This is a genomic window from Streptomyces sp. NPDC026589, from assembly GCF_040638385.1.
Taxonomy (GTDB): Bacteria; Actinomycetota; Actinomycetes; order Streptomycetales; family Streptomycetaceae; genus Streptomyces.
In genome coordinates this window covers 23093-47681 of the sequence record NZ_JBEZYG010000038.1, presented here as the reverse complement: position 1 = coordinate 47681, position 24589 = coordinate 23093, and the positions used below count along the sequence as shown (strand labels likewise).

The window sequence follows — 24589 nt, the reverse complement described above, 5'->3', positions numbered from 1 at the left end:
GCGTAGGCGACATCCCACAGGCGCGAGCCGGGACCTGCACCGTCCCAGTCGATGAAGGCCCACCGCGCCTCGTCGGCGACCACGAGGTTCCAGGGAGCCAGGTCGTTATGGGCGATGATGTCATCGCCCTCAGCGGGGATCGGCGTCTGCCACCGCGCATCGGAAGGCGGCGTGAAGTCCTGCACGGCATCGTGGAAGTCCCGGATCAACCGTGCAACGCGAGCCAGTTGTCGAGCGGGGTCGACCAGCGAAAACCGGTCGGGCCAGACCACATCTCCCGGCATGAAGGCCAGGACCTCACGCCCCTGATCGTCAATGCCGAGCGGACGAGGTGCCGCGCCGAATCCCACTTCGTGCAGGTGGGCAAGCAGGGCATGCACAGCGGGGGTCCATGGTCCGGCCGGACGGCGAACGGTGTCCCCGACGCGAACGACACCCTCACTGACGTTGCCACCGGACAAAGGCTGCTCATCATCGCGCCGCATCGAACCAGTGTGTCGGACCAGCTCGCCATGGTCACCCCAATTTGGGGAGCGTCAGAGTAGGGGCGGAGGTTAAAGAACAAGCTCAGTACCTGTTTCTGATCCCAAGGACTGTTCGTTGATAGCAGTCGGTGTATTTGAGATCATGCTGCTCATGCCTGCCTTGGTTTCTCCGCTGATGGCCGTTGGTTGTCTCGCAGCGTCTGCTCAGCCGTCTCTGCCGGTGGAGGGTGAGCTGCTGTTGAGGCCGTGGCTACCCAAAGACGCCGCTGGCGTGGTGAAGGCTTTCCAGGACCCGGCGATCCAGCGTTGGCACCTGCGGCGAGCCGACTCTGAAGAAGAAGCTCGGGAGTGGATCACCCAGTGGCAGCGAGGTTGGCGGGACGAGACGGGGGCGCATTGGGCTGTCGTGGACGCCCACGACATGTTGCTCGGTCGGGTCTCCCTCTCGTCGTTGGTCCTGATGGGCGGTCAAGCCGAGATCTCGTACTGGACCGCCCCTTGGGCAAGAGGTGCCGGTGTCTGTTCCCGCGCTGTGGCTGCGGTAACTGACTGGGCTCTGGGAGAAGCCGGCTTCCACCGCATCGAACTCGGGCACTCGGTGACCAACCCCGCGTCCTGCCGGATAGCGAAGCGGGCGGGGTTCACACAGGAGGGCGTCCGCCGCGACGCGCTGTTGCATGCGGATGGCTGGCATGACATGCACCTGCACGCCCGTGTTCGGCAGGGGGTGTGGTCTGTCAACGCCGCCCGGCAGCCTGGTGTGCTGCTGGCTGACGGGTCAGACGCCGAGTCATCAGCGTGATAGCTGCCCAGGTGATGAGGGTTTCGGAGTGCTGGATGAGGCGTTCGTAGTCCCTCGCATGCCGGCGGGCGTGCATCATCCAGGCGAGTGATCGTTCGACGACCCAGCGGCGGGGCAGGACGACGAAGCCGGAAGTGTCCTTGGGGCGGCTGACCGGTTTGATGGTGAGGTTCAGTCGCCCTTTCGCCCAAGTGACGAGCTTGCCCGCGTAGGCGGAGTCGGCCCAGACAATAGTGATCTCTGGGTGGGTGAGGCGGAGGCGGAAGAGGATCTCCTTCGCTGCGTCGCGGTCGCTGAGGGAGGCGGGGGTGACCATTACCATCAGCGGCAGGCCCCGTGTGTCGACCACGACGTGTCGTTTGCGGCCGTTGATCTTCTTGCCCGCGTCGTAGCCGCGGGTCGCCCGGGAGACGGTCTCGGCGGCCTTCACGGACTGGGAGTCAATGACCGTGGCGACGGCCCGGGGGCCTTTGCCCAGCTCGCGGCGGATGCGTGAGGTCAGGTGGTCACGGATCTGGTTGACGATGCCGGCGGCCGCCCAGCGGGCCATGAAGCCCCAAACCGTGCGCCAAGGCGGGAAGTCCGCTGGCATAGCCCTCCATTTGCAGCCGGTGTCCACGACGTAGCGGATCGCGTCCACGATCTCCCGCCGCGGGTGCTTCTCGGGGCGGCCGCCGGCCACGGTGTCGCACGCCGGAACGGGTAACAGCGGTTCGATCAGCGCCCATTCGGTGTCGGTGGTGTCGGTGGGATAGCGGCGGCCGCGCATGACAACCGGTGCCTCCAGACATGGGTGCGGGGGCCGGACGGCGAAGCCGTCCGGCCCCCGCCAGGGGTGGATGGGTCAGGCAGAGGCGATGAGGTCGAGGGTGGATTCGATGGAGTTGAGCTGGGCGACGATGTGCCGTACCCACTTGTCGTTCGGGTGGGTGGCGGCGTGCGGGGCGACGGTGCCGGTGATGAACCGGCGGAACTGGGTCAGTTTCTCGCCGACCACCTGCCGTTCGTAGGCTTCCAGCGCGGCCCGTTCCGCGCCGAGCTGGTAGCCGTCGGCGCGGGTCCAGATCAGCGGTGGCCAGCCCTTGGACGCGGCCTCATCCTTCAGCGCGGCCAGGCCCGAGCGGACCTGGTGCGGAGAGAGCGCGCTGGCCCGCACCAGCTGGTGGAACTCCAGCCCGGCCGGGCGGGCCTCGAACAGGACGAAGCGGACCGTGTCCGCGTGCCGTCTGGCGGCGTCTCCCTTGCGCCGGGAGGCGCGTGGCACGACTACTCGCCCCGCAGCATGGCCGCGAGCTCGTCGTCCATGTCGACCTTGCCGGTGTCGACCGCGGTCTCGATCCAGTCCAAGGTAGCCCTCACCTTGGCCACGTTCTGGTGCACGATCACCGACTCGTCCTCGGACAAGGTCCGGTCCCGCAGGCCGGGGACGGTGCGGCCGGCCGCGGCGACGAACGCGTGGCAGGCGGTCACCAGGTCGAGGAACTCCACCGTCCGGTCAATGTTGCGGACCGCCGGGGCGACCGGGCTGGTGTCCTCGAAGTGCTCGCGGGCTTGTCGGGAGCGTTCATTCTGGGCATGGTTGACCTGGAAACGGGCATGGTCGTCGCTCATCGCCTTGAACGCGACATCCGGCCGCCGCAGCAGGTTCGTCGCCGCCGTGGTGGCGACGCCCTCGTCGCGGGTGAACTCCTCCACCACCCGGGCCCTGTCCACCGGGGTGACCGAGGCCGTCACCTCCGGACGTTTCAGGAACACGCTGGTCACCGCCGCGGCGACCTGGTCGTCCTGGGCCAGGGAGTGGATAGCGGTGATCTTCTCCTGATGCGTAACGGGCGTCTCGACCTGGTTGCCCACGTAGCGGCGGGCGTCGTCCGGTACCCACCGGGTCTTGCCCTCGGGCGGAGTGAGGATGACGGCGAACCGCTCCTCCTCGTCCTCGATGAACGCCAGCGTCCGGTGAACGGTGAAGGACACTCCGGGCTGACGACGATCGGCCGGCCAGCGCGAAGACGTCCACCTCGCCGACTTCACCGTGCTGAACTTCAGGCCGATGTCCTCGGCCAGCCGCGTCAGCGTCGCGGTCACCGACCACTCCGGGTCGGTCGGCACCCCGCCGCCCGTCTCCCGCATCGGCTCGATCTCTAGGGCGCGGTCCCCGATCGTGAACTGCCCGCGCGTCTGCTGTTCGACCACGTCCCGCAACTCGGCCACGATCTGCTCGTAGCGGGACAGAGTCACTTCTCCGACGTTGCTGTTCTCCTCCGCCATGGTGCACTCACCATCCAACTGCGTTCACCGGCACGGCACTTCGAGCCGCGATGGACCGGTTCCGCGCCCCCCACGGAGAGTCAGACCAGAAGTAGGAAGATCGCAACAAAAGATAGAAAACGACCGAACACGACCGAATCTAGTTTGCTGAAGTGTTCGCCTCACGGTCACTGTGACCGAGTCCCGAACGTTTCCTTCCGCAGCCGCCAGGCAGCCACCTTGCACCGCTTCGAGCAGTAGACCGCCCGCACACTCCGGTCGACCCCCGCCGCCCAGCCCGCCCCGCAGACCGGGCACGACCTCAAGTCGCCCTCACCGCGAACCGCCGCCAGGCGGCGTCGCAACCGGCGCCGCAGCCGCCACTGCCTGGAACGACACGCCGCCGAACAGAACACCGCGTGCGGCCGGGCATCCGGCCTCAGCCGTTCACCACAGCCCTCACAGACCCTCTGCCCAGCCCCGCCGACGTCCTGAAACACAGCACCAGCGTAGGACTCAGGCTACTCGTCAACAGGGGATCAGAAACGAGTTCTGAGGAAACGCGCGGGAATTCACCGTCACAAAGACTCGGCTGTGCCGGAGATAGCTGAGGCCCGCAAAGGACGGCGGGAGGACACCTTTCGATCAGGCCCCGGCAGGGGCGCGCCGTGATGCCCCTGCCACACGTGGGAAGCGGTGGGGCCCTGCCCTCATTCCACACCGGGGCCGCCCGCCGCCACCAGGCAGAACAACCCGCAAAAGTAGGCCCCGCGCTACTTTTGCAGGAAGATCAGCTCCAGACCGTCCCGTGCGCGGTCAGTGAGGAGGCCAGATCATGACCAGTACGCCCGACGGCTTCGGGCAGCTCCTGCGCACGCTGCGGCTGCGCGCAGCACTAAGCCAGGAGCGGCTCGCGCTCGCAGCGGGGGTGAGTGTGCGCACGCTGGCCTACCTGGAGAGCGGCCACACCACGGGGCCGCAGCGCCGTACCGTCCACGCCCTGGCCCGGGCCTTGGGGCTGAACCCTGACGAAACCCTAACCCTCGAAGCAGCCGCCGCCCCCGGCCGGCACCGACCCCGCCCGGCCACCGGCCCGGCCGCGCCCGGAATCCTCTCCCTGCCGCGGAACACCGGCGACTTCACCGCCCGCCGCGACGCCCTAGCCACCCTCACTGCCCTGGCCGACTCCGCACCGTCCACCGGGGCCTCCGTGGCCGTTGTCACGGGCACGGCCGGTCTAGGGAAGACGGCGTTCGCCGTCCACGCCGCCCACCACCTCGCCCCCGCCTTCCCCGACGGGCAGTTGTATCTCGACCTGCGCGCCATGGACAGCGAGCCGATCCGGCCGGACGACGCACTGGCCCGGCTGCTGGCAGCGCTCGGCGTGACCAGCCGGTGCGTGCCCCGGGCCGTGGAGGACCGGGCCGCGCTGTTCCACTCCCTGGCAGCCCCCCGGCGTCTGCTCCTGGTCCTCGACAACGCCACCGACGAGTCCCAGTTACGCCCCCTCCTCCCCACCTCAGGGACCTCCCTCACCGTCATCACCAGCCGCAACAGCCTCACCGGCCTCGAAGCCGTCCACCGCATCGACCTTCCTCTCCTGCGGCGCGAGGAAGCTGTCGAGTTGCTCACCCGGATCGTGGGCGAGGAGCGGGTCGCCCGGGAGCCGCAGGCCGCCCGCGATCTTGCCGACCGCTGCGGACACCTGCCTCTCGCCCTGCGGATCGCCGGACAGCGCCTCGCCGCCCGCCCCCACGAGAACCTGGCCAAACTCGCCGCCCTCCTCAACCGGGAAGAACGCCGCCTCGACCTGCTCCAGACGGGCGACCTCAAGGTCCGGTCCGCGTTCGCCCTCTCCTACCAGCAACTCGACCACGTCTCCCAACGGCTTCTGCGGCGCTGCGCCCTCGCCGCAGGACCTGATATCAGTCCCGAGGCCGCTGCCCTCCTCGCCGGCGTCCCGCTCCGCGACGCCCAGCTCGGGCTGGAGGAACTCTGCGACCGAGGACTCCTGCAGCCCCACCCCACCACCGAGCGCTACCGCTTCCACGACCTCCTGCGCCTCTTCGCCACCGAACAACTCGCCGCCGACGACCCGGCGACCCTGGACGCGGCCCTCGACCGCACCGCCCGCTGGATGCTCGCCCGCGCCACCGCCGCAGCCCTCCACTTCGACAGCGAGCACCACCGCGCTCCGGCCGGTGACCCCGACCCCGCCACGGCCCCGGCCAACCGCGACCAGGCCCGTGCCTGGCTGGAAGCCGAACGGGACCACTGGCTCTCCGCCCTCCACCACGCCCGCACCGCAGGATGGAACCAGCAGGTCATCGACACCGCCGCGGCCATGCACTGGTTCTCCGACCTCACCCAGCACTGGGCCCAGTGGACTGACGTCTTCCAGCACTCCGCCAACACGGCTCGCGCCATCGGCAGCACACGCGACGAGGCCGCCCACCTCAACTACCTCGCCTGGGCCCACAGCATCTGCGCCCACAACCCCTCCGCCGCCCTCGAAGCCGCCGACGCCGCCCTCCAAGCAGCCCACGCATGCGACGACCCCCTCCAGACCGGCTGGGCCCTCGGATACGGCGCCGGAGCACTACGCCGCCTCGGACACATGGACCAGGCCATCACCCGGCTCCGCGCATCAGCCGCCTGCCACCACACCAACCCCGCGCCCCAGGCCCGGCTCGCCGAACTGACCACCCTCAACACACTCGGCGAGGCCCTGCGCCAGCACGGCCGCGCCGGCGAAGCCCTCGAGCACCACCTGAACAGCCTCACCATGTGCCAGCAGCGTCACCCCGGTCTCTCCCCCCACTTGCTCGCCACCTACCAGGCCCTCGCCCAGCGTCAGCTCGGCAACACCTACGCCGCCCTCGCCCGCTGGCAAGAAGCCGAACCCCTCCTGAGGCAAGCCCTCACCTTCTTCGAACAGACGGACTCCCCCGCCCGCAGCGGACCCGTCCAGCTCGAACTCGGACGCGTCCTGCACGCCCTCCATCGCACAGATGAAGCCCGCACAGCCCTGACCGCCGCCCTCCACACCCTCGCCGCGCACCACCACCCCCTCCAAACCGAAGCCAGCGCCCAACTCGCCGCCCTCACACACATATCCGCCGGAACGCCGTCCCCACACTGACAGATACTGCGACACCCCTCCGACCGATATGGCACTCGCCGGACCAGGCGCGGGCCTGCACGCGTCCATCCTTCGCCAGGATTCCGGACCGGAGAGCGGCGGTGTGGTGGAGCCGGGAGGTTGCGTTGTCGCCGGCGTCGTAGGCGGCCCGTCCGGCGGAGGAGTACAGGTCGCTGAGCGTGCGGTGCAGGGCCTGCTCCACGCGGGGGCCGTAGGTGCAGCCGTCGACCGTGTTACGCAGGCGGTCGATGTAGGTGGTGGCGGCGGTGAGGAGGGCGCCGCCGCCGATCGCGGTGAAGTGGGCGTCGAGTCGGCCGATGGTCGCGGCGACGCGGTCGGCGTGCGCCATGGTGAGGCGTCCGCGCACTGGGGTGTCCTCCAGGCGGAGCGCGAGGGTGAGGGTCGTGGCGGTGGACGCGGTCAGGAATGCGCGGCGTTTCACGGGTTCCTCCTGCCCTGGCCGCACCGAGGAGGGTGGGGCGGGCAGGCGGCTGGTGCGGCCGCGCGGCACGAATCCCATGGCCTCGGGCGGCCGGTCGAAAATCTCGGCGAGAGCCAGAAGGTAGCGGCCGGTCGGCCACCGCACGGTGCCGGAGATCCACCGGCGTACGTCCCGGTCGGTGGCCGCCCCGGGACGTCCGAAGATGCGCCCGGAGACCTGGTTGACCTCGTCGGCCAGGGACCGGTGGGTGAAGCCGTACTCGCCAAGCAGCACGGTGAGGATGGTGTTGGTCGGTGTGTCCATCAGGCCCCCGGGCGGCTGCTGTTCGAGACGGCGACGGTAGTCCAGGCATCTGGTCCGCGCAGGTAAAACTGTCCGCCTCCCGGCAGGGACTTGCCCGCGTTCTGCCCTGAACCCACCCGTGCGTGAAGGCGTTGTCTGGGAGAAGGCCATCAGTCACCACACTGCGATCGGGAGAGCGCCATGCCACCACCGAGCCGCCGCACCGGTTGGTTGTCGTTGCCGCGCCTGGTGCCGGGCGGCACCCGCAGCGACCCGGCGGCCGGGACAGCGCCGGTCGTCGGGCCAGGCACTGCGGTCGCGCTGTACGCGGTGGCGCCGCTGCGGGGCGTCGAGCACCTGGTCCTCGACGACCTCGCCGCCTACACGCAGGACCGGGGGTGGATCGTCCCGGCCGACTGCGCGGTCGCCGACGCCGGGCCGCTCGACCAAGCCCCTGCCATGCGGGCCGGATGGCAGCGGGTACGAGCCGCAGCAGCCGGCCGCCTGGTCCACGGGGTGGTGATCCCCTCCTTCGCACACGTCGCCTATCGTGCGGCGGACTGGGACGGGGAGCGCGCCTGGCTGCTGGAGCAAGGGCTGTTCGTCGTCGCGACCGACCCCACCGAACTCCAGGCAGGCCTCGAACCGGCGGAGCTGAGGGCATGAGCGGCACCGTGGTGTACGGCCCTTCGGGTGCGGAAACCGGCGGGCTGCCGCTGGACCGTGACCCACACCTCGCACTCACCGCCGCCGTCCCGGCCTGGGGGCCAAACCCGGCAGGCGTACGGGCGGCGGACTGTGCGCAGATCCGCCTCCAGCTCACCGGGCAAGCGCGGTGCGTGGCCGCCGACGTCCGCCAGCGGTTCGAGGCACTCCCGGCGGACAGCGAACTGCGCCCGCTGACCAGGGTCGTGCTGCGGGAGTCGGTGAACCGCCTCTCGACCGGCCCCGCCACCAGCGTCGCAAAGGTCCAGAACCGGGCCCGGCTGGTCCAGGCCCTGTACCGGGCACTCGACCGAGTCCCGGCCCAGGATCACAGGGCGGTGGTCGGAGAGGTCGACGTGGGTCTCCTCACGCAGCTCGCGGACCAGAGTAATCGGGGCGGTCTCGCCCGGATCGACCATGCCACCCGGGAAAGCCTCCACCGCGATGTCGTCCCGGGTGATCAGCAAAACTCGGCGGTCCCGGCCGGTGCCCGCGACGACGATCGGGTCGGCGGCCGCGTTCTCGCCCCACCGGCCCAGGTTGCGGCCGGGGCGGCCGGTGCGGCCCTGCGGCTGGAGCGGCCAGCCCTGCGCGTCGAGCTGGAACGGTACGAGCGCGGCGGCCTGCCGCTGCGGCCAGTCGGGCACGTCGGCCGGTGTGGGAGCGGCTTCGGCCCAGCCGAGCACATGGTGGGCCAGTGCCGACGGCCGCAGCTCCGGCGGCGTGATGTCCGTGGGCGCGTTACTCCGGCCAGTTTCGTATCCCGTACACCCGAAGGATGAGCGAGGAGAAGGGCGGTCCTCTCCGCCCACCGGTGGAGCCCACGCTGGCCCAGGCCAGGGAAGGGCGCGGTGTCTGGGACCCGTGATCAGTGGGCGGTTTTTTCACCGTCCATGAAGCTCCTGCGACGGTTGATTCCGGTCTCTCTGGTTCTCGTGATGGCGACGAGCTGCGTGTCCGTGCAGGGCTCGGAGGCACCGACATCACGTTCCCCGGTCGCGACGCCGGCCGCGCGGTCCGGAGATACTTCGGCGTTGTCGGACTATCCGGTACAGCCTCCGGCGGCCCGGGAGCATCTGGCGCCGATGACCGACGACTCACCCGGCAGGAAGCAGAAGAGGGGGACGAAGTCGAAGGAGAGCGGGAAGCGGTCCACGCCGGTCGTCCCCCAGCGCCCGTCTGTGCAGCAGTTCGGTCGGACCTACGATCCCCCGAAGCAGCGGCGGCAGCGGCCGGCCACGTCTCCTCGCCCCGGCCAGGCCTGCGACATGCGGAGCCTGTGCTCTGCCAGCAGGGGTGTCACCGGTTCAGGGATCGTGGATCTCTGTCGCAGGGCATACGGATGATCTCGCTGACTTCTTCGTATGTCGGCCTTCCGGACGGCGCTCGGCGGTGACATTCGTCGAGCCGTGACCCGCGATGGCGTCGCTCGACGAGTTTCAACCTCAGCCCTCGCCGGCCAGCCTGCCGTGCAGAGCGCCAGGTTGGTCGGCCTGCCAGTCGGCTTCTGGTTTCCGTTGCATTCCTGGCGGAAGCCCACACCTCAACGATCCGCTGAGCGACCACCGTGCCCTGATGACTCATCAGCCACCGCACGCTGAGCCCCTCCGGTCAGGGGAGACGGTCAACCTGCAGTGGCTACATCAGGCTGATCGGGCATCAGCCACACCTTGCTGCGATCGTCATCAGCCCGGTACCGCCGAGGAGTTACGACGGTGCGGAGGAACGTGCGCCGAGGACCGGAGCGCTTGCGCGAGGACCGCAGGTCCGCCCCAACGAGCCGTCAGGTGCTCACCTTTTTCGATGCATAGAGAGGGCGGAGCCCCCGCGGGCCCCTGACCTGCGAAAACGATCAAGGTATTGGCATCTGCCGATGCCTATATCGGCATCCTAGGATGCCGATCCATGACCACTATGGTCATGTCGCCAGGGATCATGGAGTGAACCTCAGGGTTCCTTCGGTGACCTCTGTCGACATGTCGCGATTGGCGAGCGAACGAACCGCAGAGTTCTTTCGCCTACCACAGGCGACATGTCGCCAGCGGTCACCGAAGGAATCGCCGAGTTCCTTCGCTTACCGTTGACGACATGTCGCCTGTGGTAATCTTCAGGAGTCAGGGAAAAGCCCAGGTCAGGGGACGTAAGTGCCAAGTCAGCGCGGCCGAGAGCTGGTCAATACTGCGACCGGTGAGGTCCATGAGCTGTGGGAGCCCGAGGAGGACGGCGGCCAGCGTCGGTCCTACAACCTGGGGGGCAGGCACGGCCAGTTCTCGTTCGAACGTGTACTTGCCATGCTGGACGGCGACTCGGGGATCACAGGAGACGCGTTCCGGGTGTTCTGGTACTGCGGGATCGCGACGTATCAGAGCGGCGGTGCCACGGCCAAGGAGGCGGCGAAGCACCTCAAGCTCACCCCGCAGGCGACGCGAAGGATCGCCAAGGAACTCTCCGAGAACAAGCTCTTGCTGGTCGCCGATGTCGTCGGGCGGACGATCAAGTACAAGGCGAGCCCGCACATCGTGTCCAGCCTCAGCGGCGCGGAGCAGTCCGAAGAAGCCGCCGCGTATCATCTTCCGACTCTGCCGGGCCGTCGCACCGGCGCGAAGCGAAGGGCGTGACCATGCCAGCTACCAGCGAGTACCCCGAACTCGAAGCTCTGCAGTCGCGCATAAGTGAACTGTCCCACCTGAAGCAGAACATCATCATGACGTACGCGATCCTGGGCGGCCTGGAGCGCAGCGTCGAGCGTACGGCGGCCACTCTTGCCAAGCTGATGGGCGTACCTGCCCCCCACTTCAGCCGTGCCCGCCGCGAGCTGGAAGCCGAGGACTGGGTAGAGCTCACCCACAGCGAGGGCCAGGTGAAGTTCTACCGGCTCGGCGAGAGGGCCACCGGCCGCGAGGTCGTCGTCCAGCTGCGGAGCCGACCTACCGCGTGATCTGAGCCGAGAGCGACACTGCCGGGGCCGGGAAGGTGACTCCTACCCGGCCCCGGCTTCTTGCGGAGAACCGGGCCAGGAACAGCGCACTGGTCACGCCGTCCCCTTCCGGGCCGGGCTTCCGCGTCCCGGCGTCGTGACGGCCTGAACATAGACTGCCCGGCATGTCGTGCTCCCTCTGGGAGGGCTGACGGGTGGGGCCAGCGGGTACCGCCGTCTTCACGGAGACGGACCGCGGGCCCCTACGCATGCCACGGTCTCCGCAGATCTGCGCCGCTTCAGGCATCCATCGGGGGACGTCTCCTTGGCCGTGCTCCATCGATTGGTACCGGGGCGCGGCTCGTGCGCCACCTTCTGACCGAGTCGGGGCCGTCCTCCTGGGCCTGGTCGACATCGCCACCCCGCCCTGTGGTTCTGCGTCTCCGTCGTGAGCCGGTGGCGGTCCGAGTGTCAGCGGTCCTCTGGAGCTCTGGGCCTCGGGACGAGGGGGCGGGCCCGTTCTCCACAGGGCGCAGTGCAACCGGTCCGGGCTGGGGCCCGGCGCTGGTGGACGAGGGCAGTACGGCGCAGGGCGTGCAGGGCCAGGTAGCGCAGCCGGCGCAGGGTTCGGGTGGTCATCAGCTGTCTTCGGGGGCGTCGGTGAGTTCGAGGACGACGGGGTCGCGGTGCTGGGTGGCGGCGGTGACGCGGGTGGTGTGTCGGACCAGGTGCAGGCCCATGTCGGCGAGTTCGTCCGGGTTGTGGAGGGAGCAGAGGAGGGCTGCGGCGGCCGGGAGGGTGAGGGGGGTGGTGGTGCTGTAGCCGACGAGGGCGGCGGTGTCGGGGTCGGCGTGGGCGGCGGTGCGGGCGTGGGCGAGGACCCGGCGGGGGTCGGTGACGATGAGTTCGTCGAGCTGGATGCGTTGGGCGTGGACGCGGAGGTCGAGGGGGCGTCGTGCGGCTATTTGTGTGGTGGGGGCGGGGAGGGCGGGCAGCAGGCTGGGGTGCGGCAGACGGTTCATTGTGGGATTCCTTGGTGTGCGTACGGTGAAGGGGACGGACGAGCAGGGGGTTGGGATGGACGTGGTGATCGGGCGCCCGGTGGTGGTGCGGGCTGAGTTCCGGGTGGGCACGGACGAGCTCGTGGAGGACCTGGAGCGGCGCTACGGGCCTGTGAAGCTCGCCGCGTGGACGCGGATGCTGAAGAACACGGGGGTCGTGCACCGGCCGTGGTCGGCTCCGCTGGAGGAGAACGTGGCCCGGGCGGGTGTGGGGGTGCGGTCACGGGCCGCGTACGAGGCGTCCCGGGACCGGGCGGTGTCGGCGGCGCGGGACGCGCTGCTCCAGGAGGAGCTGGGCGCGCGGGATGTGGATGTGCTGATAACGACGCACACCACGTCCTGGACGATCCCGGGCTTGGACGTCGATCTGGTGGGGCGGCTGGGGCTGCGGCCGGATGTGGAGCGGATCGGGCTGGCGACCGCGGCGTGTGTCGGCGGCGGGCACGGTCTGGTGCACGCGGCCCGGGCCCTGCGCGGCCGCCCCGGGAGGCGGGCCCTGGTGGTGGCCGCCGAGGATCTGTCCACCCTCTACCGTCCGGGTGCCGAACTGCCGACCATGCAGGACGTCCTGTATGGCGGATTGTTCGGTGACGCGGCGGGGGCGGTGGTCGTTTCCGGCGTCGAGTCGGCCGGCGCGGGCGACCTGGTGGTGGAGGACGTGTGGGAGCTCGTGCTGCCGGAGAGTTCGGATGCGTACTGGGGTGTGGTCCATGAGGGCGGGGTCACTTTCGATTCGGGGCGGGAGGCCACCCGGGCGCCGGTGCGGGTGGTGCCGTACCTGACGGGGTGGCTGGAGGGGCGGCCGGTGCAGTGGGCGGCGGTGCACCCGGGCGGGCCCGGGATCATCTCCGGGACCCTGACCGGTCTCGGCCTCGACCCGGAGACGGCCGGACGGCACGCACGCGACTCCCTCACGGGAGGGAATCTGGGCGGGGTGGCCTTGTTGGACGTGCTGGCCCGGACCATGGCCGACGGCGCGACCGCGGGGCCCGGTGTAGTGGTGGCCTACGGACCCGGGTTCACCGCCGCCGCGCTGTATCTGCGTGGTGCCCGAAGCCGGACTCGAACCGGCACGCCGTCTAGGGGCAGCGACTTTTAAGGTCGCCGTGTCTGCGTTCCACCATTCGGGCAGGCGGGTCAGGAGGCCGGCGGGCCCAGGCGCAGTTGGTTGAGGACGGGCCCGCGTGCGAGGCCGGGCATTATCAGGGACCACATGGCGCTGACCTGCTGGTGCAGGGCGTCGCGTTCGGCGAGGGCGAGTGCGAGGAGTTGGACGCCGCTGTAGCAGCCGACCAGGGTGCGGGCCGTCTCGGCGGGCTCGATGTGGTCCTGGATCTCGTCGGCGTCCCGGGCGGCGTTGAGGACGGCGGTGACGGCTCCGAGCGGGCCTGCGTAGCTGGTCGCGGTCTGGTACGGGCCCGGTTCGATCGACAGGCGCACGGCGGCCCGCAGGACGGGGTCGGCCAGGATGCTTGCGGTGTACTGGTGGCTGATGTCGGCCAGTGCCTGGAGCCAGAGCACCGGCGCCGGGCCCGATCCCGCCTGCTCGGAGACCTTGCGGAAGAAGGCGTCCTGGTGAGCCAGGACCGCGTCGCCGAGCTCCTCCTTGGACGCGAAGTGGTGGTAGAACCCGCCGCGGGAGACTCCGGCGACGCGCTGGATCTCTGGCGTCGTCGCGCCGGCGTAACCGTGCCGGTCGATCACGATCCCGGCGGCCTCGACGATCCGCTGCGCAGTCCGCTCGCGGCGGTCTGCGGGCTCCCCGCGCTGCTGCATCGTCCTGTCGCCTCCCTGGGCCGCGTCCGACGCTACCCGGGGCTCCGGCAGCACGCCCCCAAGACCCACCGGGGCGTCACGCATCGGCGCACTCCAACCGCTCCGGACAGACGGTGCCCCAGCGCGGAGCCGTAGCGGAGCCCTGGAACAGGGCCCACACGCATTTCCCGCCGCACGGGCGCGGGGCCCATCCGTAGTCGTAGGCGAGCGCGTCGACCAGGAGTAGGCCGCGGCCGCCGTCCTCATCAGTATGGACGCCGGCTGGGGTGTCGGGGAGCGGCTGGTCGCTGGCGTCGGTGACGGCCAGGGCGACGTGCCGGCCCGCCGGGTCGACGACCAGCTCGACCTCGATGTCGTCCAGGGCCCCGGCCGCCGCGTCGGCGGCGACCGCGTTCGTCATCAGCTCGGAGACGACGAGCACGACCTCATCGCGTACGTCGGCGGGCAGCAGCGGGGCCGCCCAGCGCCGTGCGGTACCTACGGACGCGGGGACCGGCGGCAGTTGCAGACACGTCATGACGGAACATCCTCCAAAAGCTCGGATCCGACCAGACAGACAGGTCTGTCGGTCTTTTTCCAGAGAACGCCCGCGAGCCGCCGGGGCGGAAGGGCCAGGTCTGGCCCCGGGCCAGGTCTGGCCCGGTCGCGAATGTCCCAAATGGGTACCGTGTGGACAGGCCGTACACCTGGAGGTGCGCATGCGAGACGTGGCTCCCGATCTGCCCGCCCTCCTGAAGCGGTGGCGGGCCCGCCGTACTCTGGCCGATCTGCCCGGCGCGGACCCGGCGGCCGGCGACGGCCCCGTCACCCAGACGGTGATGGCCTCCCAGCTCGACATCAGCGAGCACCACTACCGGCGGCTGGAGACCGGACGGCGCCCGATGAGCAGCGACGTCATCGCGGAGATCAGCCGCGTACTCACCCTGCACCCGGACGAGCAGCTGGCCCTCTACCGGTGGGCCGGGCGTCCCGCCCCTCCCCTGCTCTCCCCCATCACCCCCGACGTCCCGGACGACCTCCGCGACCACATCGGCAGGCTTCCCTTCCCCGCGCTGCTGGAGGGGCCGGACTTCGGGATCCTCGCGTACAACCGCCGTGCCGCACGCGCGTGCCCCTGGACCACCCGACCCGGCGCGAACGTGATGGTGGACTTGCTCCTGCCCGGGCCGGGCCGCGACCAGTGCGCGCAGTGGGAGGAGCACTGGGCACCGCCCCTGCTCGCGCAGCTGCGCCAGGGAGCGCTGGCCAACAGTGCGCTGCGGGCGATCGTCGACCGGGTCTGCGAGGACTCCCAGGTCCGGGAGCTCTGGCACCGGACCGCGGACCTGCGCCGCCACGCCTACGGCACCACCCGGCCCATGCACCTGGACGGCTGGCGTCCCCGGCCGGCCTGGGTCCGGATCATGGGATGGCAGCCGCTCCATGAGCCGAGCCTCCGCGTCATCACCGGAGAACCCGCCAGCGTTTCTGAGGAGGAGATGGCAGCCCGTTTCGACGACAGAAGAAGGTCGCGATAAACGAGGCAAGGGCGAGAGGTCGCCCGTTTCCTTCGCTGGACAGCTCGTTGCTTCGTCGGGGGCGCTGCGGTCCGGCGTCTTCTGGCCGTCGGTGCGGAGTTGAGGACGGGCGGGTTTCTGCTGCCTGCCCGCGTCCCCTGGCCGGATCGTGGAGGATGTGGTCCGAGCCCGGACGTGGCGGGCGGAGTTGGGGGAGGGCACGGGGTGAGTATCGAGCGGGAAGCGGCGGGGACGAGCAACAGCATCTCCGGCGGCCGTCAGGATGCCGTGGTCATGGCGCGGGAGATCTCCGGGCCCATCACCTTCACCACCGGGGGCCGGCGGGTTCCCGCGTATCTCCAGGATCCTCTCCGGTGGGCGCTGGCCGGGGAGTGGGATGCGCTGGCGGCGGGTGCTCACCGGGCGCGCCCCGACGACTCCGGGGACGCTGTGCCCCCGTACGTTCCCCGGGACCAGGACCCGGTGATTCGTACCCGGCTCACGCGGGCCGCGGACGAGGGCGGTCTGGTCCTGGTGGTCGGGGACTCCACCGCGGGCAAGACGCGGGCCTGCTTCGAGGCACTCCGTGCGGAGCTGCCGGAGTACCGGGTAGTGGCCCCTGCCGGGGGCGCGGATCTGATGGCCGCTGTAGAGGTGATCGACCGCACCAGAACCCGCTGCGTCGTGTGGCTTGACGACCTGGAGTCCTACCTCGGGCCCGAAGGGCTGGAGCCCGGGCTGCTCGCCGAACTCGTCCGCCTGCGTATCCCGGTGCTGGCCACGATGCGCCACCAGCAGTTCGAGATCTTCGCCGCCCCGGAAAGCACCTCCGAGAGGGGTGCGGAGCACGCCAGGGCGGCGACCGTTGGCGCGAGGGTGCTGCGGCAGCTGGAGACCGTGGAACTCGACCGGGTCTGGAGTACCGGTGAACTGGAACGGGCGGGCGAGGCGGAGGACGACCGGATCGCTGACGCCCTGGCCCATCACGGGCCCTACGGGATTGCCGAGTACCTCGCCGCCGGCCCCGCACTGTTCCAGGAGTGGCACCGCGCAGCCCGCCCCGGCGGGCACCCCCGCGCGGCCGCCCTCATCGCGGCAGCCGTCGACCTCTCCCGCACCGGCCTGCGCCCCCCGTATCCACTCGACCTTCTCGCCGACGTTCACGAGCCCTACCTCGCGATAGCCGGCGGGCCTCTCCTGCGCCCCGAATCGCTCGGCACCGCCCTTGAATGGGCAACCCGTCGTCGCCACGGCGTCACGAGCATGCTTGTGCCCACGCAGGACCCGAGCGCCTGGAACGTCTTCGACTACCTCGCCGACCACACCGACACCCCCGTCCTCGACACGACCTGGCACGCGGCCTTCCAGCACACCGCAGACACAGACGAGCTGGCGATTATGGGATTCCATGCCCATCGTGTCGCCCCGGTCTTCGCCGAGAAGTTCTACCGCCCGGCTGCTGAGGCCGACCGGGCCGACGTGATGAACAACCTCGCCGTCCTCCTGGCCGCCATGGGCCGGTTCGAGGAGGCCGAACGCTTCCAACGCCGGGCCGCTACTGCTGGAGACAGCGACGCCGTGTTCAACCTTGCCGTCTTGCTGGGCGACACAGCCCGCTCGGACGAAGCGGAGGCCGCCTACCGCCAAGCCGCCGACGCCGGACACACCAGCGCGATGTTCAACCTCGGCGTCCTGCTGGGCGACACAGCCCGCTCGGACGAAGCGGAGGCTGTCTACCGCCGGGCCGCTGAAGCCGGACACACGGACGCGATGAACAACCTCGCATTCTTGATGGACACCGCAGGTCGTCAGGACGAGGCCGAGCGCCTTTTCCGCCGGGCCGCCGACGCCGGGCACCTCGACGCGATGAACAACCTCGGAGTGCTGCTCGCCGGTGCGGGACGTCCGGACGAGGCGGAAGCCGCCTACCGCCAGGCCATTGACTTCAGAAACGTCAACGCGATGAACAACCTTGGCAACCTGCTGGCCCATAGGGGGCGGCCGGACGAGGCCGAAGCCGCCTACCGTCAGGCCATTGACGCCGGACTCGCTGACGCAAGGGCCCACCTCGGCATCCTGCTGGAGGACGAGGGGCGTTTGGACGAGGCGGAAGCCGCCTACCGTCAGGCCGCTGACGCCGGACACACCGGCGCGATGAACAACCTCGGGTTCATGCTGGCCAATGCCGGTCGCACGGACGAGGCCGAAGCCACCTACCGCCAGGCCGCCGACGCCGGACACACCGAAGCGATGCACAACCTCGGGAACCTGCTGGTCCGTGCGGGTCGGCCGGACGAGGCGGAAGCCGCCTACCGCCGGGCCACCGACGCCGGACACACCGAATCGCTGAACAACCTCGGCAACCTGCTGGCCGGAACAGGCCGCCTGCCCGAGGCCGTCGCTGTCTACCGCCAGGCCGCCGACGCCGGACATACCAGCGCGATGAACAACCTCGGATTCCTGCTGGCCAGTGCGGGGCGTCCGGACGAGGCCGAGCGCCTTCTCCGCCGGGCCGCCGACGCCGGACACATCAACGCGATGAACAACCTCTGCAAACTGCTGGCCAGCGTGGGGCGGCTGAACGAGGCGGAGACCGCCTACCGCCAGGCCGCCGGCGCCGGACACACCAGCGCGACGAACGACCTCGCCGTCCTGTTGGCTGAGGCAGGGGGCGCGGGCGAGGGGGAGGCGGGTGGCTCCACCGGTGACGCCCCCGCTTCTCGCCGGAGGTGACGATCTCCACGGCTGCTGCCTGCGGGCCCGGTCCCAGGGCCCCGGGCAAGCTCGGAGCGCCTACGGAACGCCGGGGCTGGTGGACCGGTGAAGATGCGGGTTGACCGGCCCGGCGTGAGGATCACCAGTACGGGCAGCGGCCCGGGGCGCTCCCGCCCCGGCTGCTCGCCGGCGTGGTCTCGTGCCGCGGGCCCTGGAGGTAAAAGCATGCCGCGACCGCTGTGGAGCGGAGCCATCAGCTTCGGTCTGGTCACAATCCCGGTGAAGGCCGTATCCGCGACCGAGGACCACGACGTCCACTTCCACCGGGTGCACCTGAAGGACATGGGCCGGGTGCGGACCCGGAAGGTCTGCGAGCTCGACGACCAGGTCGTCTCCCAGGACGAGATCGGCAAGGGCTACGAGATCGCGAAGGACCAGACGGTCCCGGTGACCGACGAGGAACTGGACGCCATGCCCTTGCCGACGGCGAAGGCGATCGAGATCGCCGCGTTCACCGACGCCGACAGCATCGACCCGGTGCGGATCAGCGACTCTTATTACCTGGCCGCCGACGGGCAGGTTGCCGCGAAGCCGTACACGCTGCTGCGGAAGGCGCTGGAGCGGTCCTCGAAGGTCGCGGTGGCGAAGTTCGCGTGGCACGGGCGTGAGCGCCTGGGCCTGCTGCGGGTCAGGGAAGGGGCGATCGTGCTGCACGCGATGAAGTGGCCCGACGAGGTCCGCAGCCCCGAGTCCCTGGCCCCCCGGGAGGTCGAGGTCGGCGAGGAGGAGATCGCGCAGGCCCTCCAGCTCGCCGACCGGATGACGATCGAGGACCTGTCCGGTTTCCGCGACGAGTACCGGCAGGCGCTGGAAGGCATCATCGCGGCGAAGGCCGAGGGGAAGCCGCTCCCGGCCCCGCCCGAGGAGGGGAAGCAGGACAAGGGTGAGGTCGTGGACCTGATGGCCGCCCTGAACGCCTCCGTCGCGGCGGCGAAGGAAACGCGCGGCGAGCACGGTGAGGACGCCACCGTGCACGAGATGCGTCCGTCGAAGAAGACCGCCCGTAAGGCCCCCGCGAAGAAGACGGCCTCCTCGAAGTCCGCCGCCGCGAAGAAGACGGCGGCCGGCCGCTCGTCCACGGGGTCCGCGAAGACGACCGCGAAGAAGGCGGCGGCGAAGAAGCGCAGTGCCTCCTGACCCTGTGGGCGCGGTGCTGCCGAGGATCGAGCCGATGCTCGCGACGCCCGGGGCCCTGCCGTCGTCGGCGGTCGAGGACCGGTGGGCGTTCGAGGTGAAGCAGGACGGCCAGCGGGCCATGATCTACCTGCCCGGAGACGGGACCGTGCTCGTCCGCTCACGGTCCGGCGCGGACATCACCGCCGCCTACCCCGAACTCCTTCCCCTCGCCGACACCCTCGGCCGGCACGCCGCCGTGCTGGACGGCGAGATCGTCGCGCTCGACGACCAGGGGCGGAGCGACTTCGAGCGGCTCCAGCAGCGCATGGGGCTCGCCGGCTCCCCCGCCAAGGCGGTGCGCATGGCCGCTCAGGCGCCCGCGCACTTGATGCTCTTCGACGTCGTGCACCTCGACAGCCCCGTAACCGCACTGCCGTACACGCAGCGGCGCGGACTCCTGGAAGGTCTCGGGCTGGCCGGGCCGGCTTGGTCGACGCCCGGGGCGATCGTCGGGCACGGTGCCCAGGCATGGGAGGTGGCCCGGGACGCCGGGCTGGAAGGACTGCTCGCGAAGCGGCTCACCTCCCGGTACGAGCCCGGGGTGCGGTCGAAGGCGTGGCTGAAGATCAAGATTCACCATCTCGCCGACGTCGTGATCGGCGGATGGGTTCCCGGGCGCGGCCGGCTGAACGGGCTGCCCGGCGCGATTCTGGTCGGGGAGCGGCGCGAGGGACTGCTGCACTACGCGGGCAGGCGTCGGTACCGGGTGGAGCATGGCCGAACGCGCCCGCCTCGCCGAGCTCCTGCGGATCGCGGCCGCCGACGCCTGTCCCTTCCCCGAGGTCCCGTCGGTGGCCGGGGCACGATGGGTGCTCCCCCGGCTCGTCGGCGAAGTCCGCTACTCGACCCGCACCCGTACCGGACGCCTGCGCCACCCCTCGTGGCCCGAGGAAATTTCACGCACGGACGGCACCAATGCGACCGAACAGCACGTCGCAGGAGGACCTGATTGTTCCGTGACTGCATGACGCGCATCGACGACGCCGCCGTACGCGTCCTGGCAGCGGCTGCGCCCCGACCTCGCCCCCGACGGCCTCACAATAGGTGCGGCCTCTCCCGCGCTGCCGTTGATCCTTCTGGGAGATAGAATCACATCAGGGGTAATTTGTACCTATTTGAGAGCCCCTGGAGGTCTCAATGGCCGACACGCTTACCTCACACGGTGAGGTCGAGGACTGGGACGGACTGGTCGCCGAAGGAGTTCGGCTGACCGGTTCGGAAGGGTCCCTGCAGTTCCGTCTCGGAGACCTGGGGCTCGATCTCGTCCCTCTGCCTCCCAAGGGCAAGCGTCTCCCCATGGCGAAGTACAAGCTGCTGGCGGACTTCGCGGAGGAGATAGGGCAGACCCGCGAGCGCTTCGAGGAGTACCGCCTGGTGGCGGGCGCGTGGCCCAAGGCCAAGCGGAACCGCCAGGTGTGCTGGACCGTGCACGCCTACTTCGCGCGGCATCCCGACCGCTTCCTCATGATCAACAACCCGCCGTTGTACCGGCGCTCCGGACAGCGCCGCTGGACCTGCGACTCCGCCAGGAAGGTTCTGGGCTGGACCTCGGAAGAGACCGAGCCCACCACGGAGGACCGGCTCCGTCAGGTCGAGGAGATCCTCGCCGCCGACGACGACCTGGCCGTCACCGTCGTGGAACGGGCGATGACCCGGGAGCCTGTGGTCCGGAAGGTCGCACAGCGCCAGCCGGCGCGAGACGCGTTCAACCGCGCCCAGGTGGAGGAAGTGCGCACCGCGCACGAGGCGACCCGCCGGATGCCCGAGGTACAGCGCATCAACGAGGAGTCCGAGGTACTCACCGTCCTGGGACTGTGCCACTCCTTCTCGCACGGAATCGGCCGGGCCCTGCCCGGCCTGCACCTCGCGCAGCTCTCCGAGGACGCCCAGGGTTCCATCCGCGAAGGACTGGAGCGCGTGACGGCTGCGGTGGGCTGGACAGAACACGTACTGGAGACGGGACAGACCGACATGGACGCCGCGCTGGAGCGCTTGATCGCCGGGGAGTGACGAAGGAGCACGTCCGGCCGACCACCCGGGGCCGGAGAGTGAGCACCATCATCGTGCCGGGCCGCCCGGCACAAGAAGAGGTTCATCATGACTGCGTACCTGAAAAGGGAGGAGAGTGCTCAACGGATCGTCGACGCTCTGGATGCTGCCGGCGAACGGGGAATGACGCTCTCGGAACTCATTCACAGCACGGGCATGACCATCGGGCAGATCCGCTACGGCATGGGCTTCCTGCGTGAGGCAATCCCCGGGCTCAAGGACAGCCAGCGGGTGTACTCCTATGACCCGAACGGTCACCTCTACCGCACCGCGTACGTGGCGGAGGTCGTGGAGGCGTACGAGATCATGCGCATCTCCGGCGAGGCCACCCGCAGCTACCGGATCCTGACCGGCACGGTCCTTCCCCACGCGAAGAACAGCCGCACCAAGGCAATCCGCATGCTGCGCCGGCATCTGGAGTTGGTTGTCGAGGAGAGTCACGACCTGCTCGATCGAGAGCCCATCTGACCGGCCTGCGGGGGCACTGCCGCCCCGCGGGGCTATCGGCCGTTGCGGGGTGCGGGGATCCGCGGGAGGAGTTCCCACAGCGGACGGCCGCCACTCGCCCACGTCGCGAGGACCCGCCGGTCGGCGAGGTGCATGTGCAGCTGCGCTGCGAGGGGTGCGCAGCGGGTGGAGAAGCGGCCGTTGGTGACGACGAGGACGATGTCCGCGCCGTAGATCTGGCGGGCGGTGCCGTTGACGCGCTGGAGGTCGGGGGTGCCGACGGCTGAGCCGCGGTCGCCGTCCTTGCGGTGTTTGGCCTGGATGACCCATGTGCGGCCGAGGGGGTCGGTGGCCAGGACGTCGGCGCCGTTGTCTCCGGCTCCGCCGATCTGGCGGGCGTCGGTGCACCCGTCGCGGCGCATGAGGTCGCGGATCGCGTACTCGAAGTCGCGGTGGTGCAGGGCGTCCAGTTCGGGGAGCCCGAAACGCAGGGCCTGCTGTCGCGTACGGTCCCAGGCCCGCTGCTGCTGGCGCCGGTGGGCCCACCCGGCCGTAACGACCGTCGCCGCCGCCCCGAGGACGATCAGTGCCCACCAGTTCGTCATGAGCCAGGAGACCGCTGCCCACACGGCGGCCGCGGCCAGGACCACCGCGCCGAACACCAGCACCTGGACGTCGAACTGCCGCCCGCGCCGACGGGACCAACGCCGGCTCCGGGGGCGGTAGGAGGTACGGCGGCGCGGTGCGGACCGGCGGACGTTGCGCCGGGGCGCGGGCCGGCGGCGGGGGTAGGGACGGCGGGTGGCCATGAGGGCGTCTCCGGAGAGGGTTCAGCGGGAGGAGTCGGTGATGCCGGAGGCGAGCTGGCCCAGGAAGTCGAGGATGCCTTCGCCGACCGGGGTCGGGGCGATGACGACGCCGAGGGCGAGCACGATGATCACGGTGAGCTTCTCGTCGTTCCGGCTCCGGGACTCCGTGCGCCCTGCGGACGGTCCGGCCGCCCATGGGCTCATTCGTCGGACACATGCTGGCTCAGGTGTTGGGCAGGTCGACGAACCGGTGGTACTCGGGTTCGAAGCGGACGGTCGCGCTGCCGGTTTCCTGCCAGCCGTGGACGGCGATGAGGTCGACTTCGCTGCGCCGCTGCGGAACGGTCCCCCTCCGGTCGGGTCGGTGCAGGACCACCGCGTTGCGGGCTTCCGCCACGGGGCCCTCCATCGAGCTGAGGTCCGAGAGCGCGGGCGGATCGGTCTCGGGGGCATCCTTGTCCGGGGTCAGGTGAGCGGTCCCCAGGACGGCGACGTCGCGTTCGCGGGCGAGCTGTTGCAGTGCGGCGAACGTCGCCCCCTCGGAGGGTTCGCCGTAGGCGGCCTGGCTGTACCCGTCCATGACGACGAGGTCGAGCCCCGGCTGGGCGGCCAGCTGCTTCATCAGATGCGCGAAGGCCCACTTCCCGGGTTTTCCCGCGCGGCTCCACAGCAGCAGCCGGGACTGCTCCATCGCCTTCCGGGCACGGTCGATGCGTGCGCGGCGCCCCGGATCGATCGAGAGCGGGCGGTCGGTGTTCACCGAGGTGGTGGCGGCGACCAGGTTGCCCATGATCGTGTCGGCGCCGCTCTCGAAGCTGGCGAACGCGGCCTGGTGGCCGATCTCGTCGTTGTGGCGGACCACGCCCAGGGCGAACGCCGTCGCACCGGAGGAGGACCGCGCGGCGGCGACCGTGACGTGCTGCCGGGGAATCGGCCCGGCCAGGGCGTCGAAGTCGGACAGCCCTGTGGCGATCTCCGCAGCGTGCAGCTTCTTCGTCATGGTTTCCCTTGTTCCTGCAGCGGTGGTCATCGTGCGGACTTGGCGTCGACGAAGGCGTTGTCCACGACGATCCGCAGGGGCGGGTCCGTCGGTGCAGGCCGCTCGACGGTCGCGTCCAGGACCGCGGAGATCTCGTCGTACATGCGGATGGACTCCGCGTCCCGGCTGCGTCCCCAGGGTGTATCGCCGCTGGCCCCTCCGTGCGCGTCGTGGTCGAGTTCGCGCAGGTAGTTGGCCAGGCTCACACCGGAGAGCTCGACTCGCTGCAGCCCGTTGGGAAGGGGAGTCAGCTTCGCCTTGATCGGGCGTTCGGTGTTGTTGTAGGGGTCTGGCCCGACGTTGCGGTCCACAACTCCTTACTGGTGTCGATCTGGAAGGTTTTCAGGCCGGCGGCCTTCTGCAGCCGCTGGGAATGTTCCCGCGGCGAATCGACCGAACAGCCGGAGACGGCCAGCAGCAGAGCGGCCCCGAACGTCACCGCGGCGGACTTGGAAATGATGTTCACCGGCGCATTTTCCCGGCCCGCGCACCGCCGTGCCGCGGAGTTGGCGTGAATCATCCGATCGGGTGAGGGGCTCGGGGCGGGCGACGCCGGGGGCGCCGGCCGTCGGATGCCCTTCACGGGGTGATGGTGAGCTGCGCGGCACCGGGCATCGGTGCGCGGCGGCGGGCGGGCAGGCAGTGGGCGGCCCGGTCGACGCCGGCCAGGAGGTCGATGACCGGGATGCCGTAGTGCGCGGAGAGCTTGTCGACGTCGGTCAGCGACCAGGCGGCGGTGCCGGACTGCTTCCGGCTGATCTGCGTCTGGCCCAGGCCGAGCCCCTCGGCGAGGTCGGCCTGCCGCTCCCCGGTCAGGTGCATCAGGGCGGCGATGGTGAGCCGCAGAGTGGCTTCCGTGCTGGGCATATGCGTACTCCGCATCAGGTATGCGCCGCGCTGGCGGCAAGGTCGACAGGCGGGCGGGCTCGTGTGGGCCGC

At 70.2% G+C, this 24589-nt stretch carries 24 protein-coding genes, 1 tRNA gene and 2 pseudogenes; 12 read left to right on the top strand and 15 right to left on the bottom strand.

Annotated features, from left to right (window positions below):
• The coding region (locus AB0F29_RS38625; protein WP_361882820.1) for a phosphotransferase at nt 1–485 on the bottom strand (485 nt) is incomplete at its 3' end.
• Between the two features lie 142 nt (nt 486–627).
• On the opposite strand from AB0F29_RS38625, the gene AB0F29_RS38620 reads away from it, so the two are divergent.
• Nucleotides 628–1287: a GNAT family N-acetyltransferase gene (locus tag AB0F29_RS38620; protein ID WP_361882818.1), complete on the top strand. Its 660-nt coding sequence runs from the start codon at nt 628–630 to the stop codon at nt 1285–1287.
• Here the strand turns inward: AB0F29_RS38620 and AB0F29_RS38615 are convergent.
• The 3 genes from AB0F29_RS38615 to AB0F29_RS38605 all read right to left on the bottom strand — a co-directional run bounded on the left by AB0F29_RS38615 (nt 1223) and on the right by AB0F29_RS38605 (nt 3555).
• Nucleotides 1223–2056: an IS5 family transposase gene (locus tag AB0F29_RS38615; protein ID WP_361882815.1), complete on the bottom strand. Its 834-nt coding sequence runs from the start codon at nt 2054–2056 to the stop codon at nt 1223–1225. The two genes, AB0F29_RS38620 and AB0F29_RS38615, sit on opposite strands and share 65 nt — an antisense overlap.
• A gap of 75 nt (nt 2057–2131) precedes the next feature.
• Nucleotides 2132–2551, bottom strand: coding sequence for a RacP protein (locus tag AB0F29_RS38610; RefSeq protein ID WP_361882812.1), 420 nt, complete (start codon nt 2549–2551; stop codon nt 2132–2134).
• Nucleotides 2552–2553: 2 nt separating this feature from the next.
• Nucleotides 2554–3555: a DUF6192 family protein gene (locus AB0F29_RS38605; protein ID WP_361882809.1), complete on the bottom strand. Its 1002-nt coding sequence runs from the start codon at nt 3553–3555 to the stop codon at nt 2554–2556.
• An 814-nt stretch (nt 3556–4369) separates the two neighbouring features.
• Here AB0F29_RS38605 and AB0F29_RS38600 point away from each other — a divergent pair.
• Nucleotides 4370–6676 carry a tetratricopeptide repeat protein gene (locus tag AB0F29_RS38600; protein WP_361882806.1) on the top strand — a complete coding sequence of 769 codons (2307 nt, stop codon included), beginning with the start codon at nt 4370–4372 and terminating at the stop codon, nt 6674–6676.
• On the opposite strand, the gene AB0F29_RS38595 is transcribed toward AB0F29_RS38600, so the two are convergent.
• On the bottom strand, nt 6639–7421 hold the full coding sequence (locus AB0F29_RS38595; protein ID WP_361882804.1) for a hypothetical protein: 783 nt from the start codon (nt 7419–7421) through the stop codon (nt 6639–6641). The two genes, AB0F29_RS38600 and AB0F29_RS38595, sit on opposite strands and share 38 nt — an antisense overlap.
• A 180-nt stretch (nt 7422–7601) precedes the next feature.
• Here AB0F29_RS38595 and AB0F29_RS38590 point away from each other — a divergent pair, with 180 nt between their 5' ends.
• From AB0F29_RS38590 to AB0F29_RS38580, 3 genes are all read left to right on the top strand, one after another.
• Nucleotides 7602–8066 carry a hypothetical protein gene (locus tag AB0F29_RS38590; protein ID WP_361882801.1) on the top strand — a complete coding sequence of 155 codons (465 nt, stop codon included), beginning with the start codon at nt 7602–7604 and terminating at the stop codon, nt 8064–8066.
• Between the two features lie 2183 nt (nt 8067–10249).
• Nucleotides 10250–10723, top strand: a complete 474-nt coding sequence (locus AB0F29_RS38585; protein ID WP_361882798.1) for a MarR family transcriptional regulator — start codon at nt 10250–10252, stop codon at nt 10721–10723.
• A gap of 2 nt (nt 10724–10725) precedes the next feature.
• Nucleotides 10726–11043 carry a hypothetical protein gene (locus tag AB0F29_RS38580; protein WP_361882795.1) on the top strand — a complete coding sequence of 106 codons (318 nt, stop codon included), beginning with the start codon at nt 10726–10728 and terminating at the stop codon, nt 11041–11043.
• A gap of 617 nt (nt 11044–11660) precedes the next feature.
• Here the strand turns inward: AB0F29_RS38580 and AB0F29_RS38575 are convergent.
• Nucleotides 11661–12044, bottom strand: a complete 384-nt coding sequence (locus tag AB0F29_RS38575) for a hypothetical protein (RefSeq protein WP_361882792.1) — start codon at nt 12042–12044, stop codon at nt 11661–11663.
• Here AB0F29_RS38575 and AB0F29_RS38570 point away from each other — a divergent pair.
• Nucleotides 11941–12657, top strand: a pseudogene (locus tag AB0F29_RS38570) (hypothetical protein); the annotation flags it as partial. The gene AB0F29_RS38575 and the pseudogene AB0F29_RS38570 overlap by 104 nt on opposite strands.
• A 470-nt stretch (nt 12658–13127) precedes the next feature.
• Here AB0F29_RS38570 and AB0F29_RS38565 read toward each other — a convergent pair.
• From AB0F29_RS38565 to AB0F29_RS38555, 3 genes are all read right to left on the bottom strand, one after another.
• Nucleotides 13128–13213 (bottom strand) — tRNA-Leu (locus AB0F29_RS38565).
• Between the two features lie 7 nt (nt 13214–13220).
• Complete coding sequence (locus tag AB0F29_RS38560) at nt 13221–13859, bottom strand: ScbR family autoregulator-binding transcription factor (protein ID WP_361882829.1); 639 nt, start codon at nt 13857–13859, stop codon at nt 13221–13223.
• A gap of 76 nt (nt 13860–13935) precedes the next feature.
• Nucleotides 13936–14376, bottom strand: a complete 441-nt coding sequence (locus tag AB0F29_RS38555) for an ATP-binding protein (RefSeq protein ID WP_361882789.1) — start codon at nt 14374–14376, stop codon at nt 13936–13938.
• Nucleotides 14377–14557: 181 nt separating this feature from the next.
• Here AB0F29_RS38555 and AB0F29_RS38550 point away from each other — a divergent pair, with 181 nt between their 5' ends.
• From AB0F29_RS38550 to AB0F29_RS38525, 6 genes and pseudogenes are all read left to right on the top strand, one after another.
• The gene (locus AB0F29_RS38550; RefSeq protein ID WP_361882786.1) at nt 14558–15376 is read left to right on the top strand and encodes a helix-turn-helix domain-containing protein; all 819 of its coding nucleotides are present in this window, start codon (nt 14558–14560) and stop codon (nt 15374–15376) included.
• Between the two features lie 204 nt (nt 15377–15580).
• Entirely contained in the window at nt 15581–18088 is a 2508-nt protein-coding gene (locus tag AB0F29_RS38545) for a tetratricopeptide repeat protein (protein ID WP_361882783.1), read from the top strand.
• Between the two features lie 207 nt (nt 18089–18295).
• The gene (locus AB0F29_RS38540; protein ID WP_361882780.1) at nt 18296–19267 is read left to right on the top strand and encodes a Ku protein; all 972 of its coding nucleotides are present in this window, start codon (nt 18296–18298) and stop codon (nt 19265–19267) included.
• 34 nt (nt 19268–19301) lie between these two features.
• Nucleotides 19302–20274: pseudogene (locus AB0F29_RS38535) on the top strand (ATP-dependent DNA ligase).
• Between the two features lie 169 nt (nt 20275–20443).
• Nucleotides 20444–21316 carry a DUF6192 family protein gene (locus AB0F29_RS38530; protein WP_361882777.1) on the top strand — a complete coding sequence of 291 codons (873 nt, stop codon included), beginning with the start codon at nt 20444–20446 and terminating at the stop codon, nt 21314–21316.
• Nucleotides 21317–21403: 87 nt separating this feature from the next.
• Entirely contained in the window at nt 21404–21823 is a 420-nt protein-coding gene (locus AB0F29_RS38525; RefSeq protein WP_361882774.1) for a hypothetical protein, read from the top strand.
• Nucleotides 21824–21855: 32 nt separating this feature from the next.
• Here the strand turns inward: AB0F29_RS38525 and AB0F29_RS38520 are convergent, their stop codons facing one another.
• From AB0F29_RS38520 to AB0F29_RS38495, 6 genes are all read right to left on the bottom strand, one after another.
• Nucleotides 21856–22611 carry a restriction endonuclease gene (locus tag AB0F29_RS38520; protein WP_361882772.1) on the bottom strand — a complete coding sequence of 252 codons (756 nt, stop codon included), beginning with the start codon at nt 22609–22611 and terminating at the stop codon, nt 21856–21858.
• Nucleotides 22612–22632: 21 nt separating this feature from the next.
• On the bottom strand, nt 22633–22815 hold the full coding sequence (locus tag AB0F29_RS38515; protein WP_361882769.1) for a hypothetical protein: 183 nt from the start codon (nt 22813–22815) through the stop codon (nt 22633–22635).
• Nucleotides 22816–22834: 19 nt separating this feature from the next.
• A complete protein-coding gene (locus tag AB0F29_RS38510) occupies nt 22835–23611 on the bottom strand; it encodes a DnaB-like helicase C-terminal domain-containing protein (RefSeq protein ID WP_361882766.1) in 777 nt (258 codons plus the stop codon).
• 26 nt (nt 23612–23637) lie between these two features.
• Nucleotides 23638–23961, bottom strand: a complete 324-nt coding sequence (locus AB0F29_RS38505; protein WP_361882763.1) for a hypothetical protein — start codon at nt 23959–23961, stop codon at nt 23638–23640.
• Nucleotides 23898–24116, bottom strand: a complete 219-nt coding sequence (locus AB0F29_RS38500) for a hypothetical protein (RefSeq protein WP_361882760.1) — start codon at nt 24114–24116, stop codon at nt 23898–23900. The genes AB0F29_RS38505 and AB0F29_RS38500 overlap by 64 nt, the downstream gene beginning before the upstream one ends.
• 113 nt (nt 24117–24229) lie before the next feature.
• On the bottom strand, nt 24230–24517 hold the full coding sequence (locus AB0F29_RS38495) for a helix-turn-helix transcriptional regulator (protein WP_361882757.1): 288 nt from the start codon (nt 24515–24517) through the stop codon (nt 24230–24232).
• Nucleotides 24518–24589 lie beyond the last annotated feature (72 nt).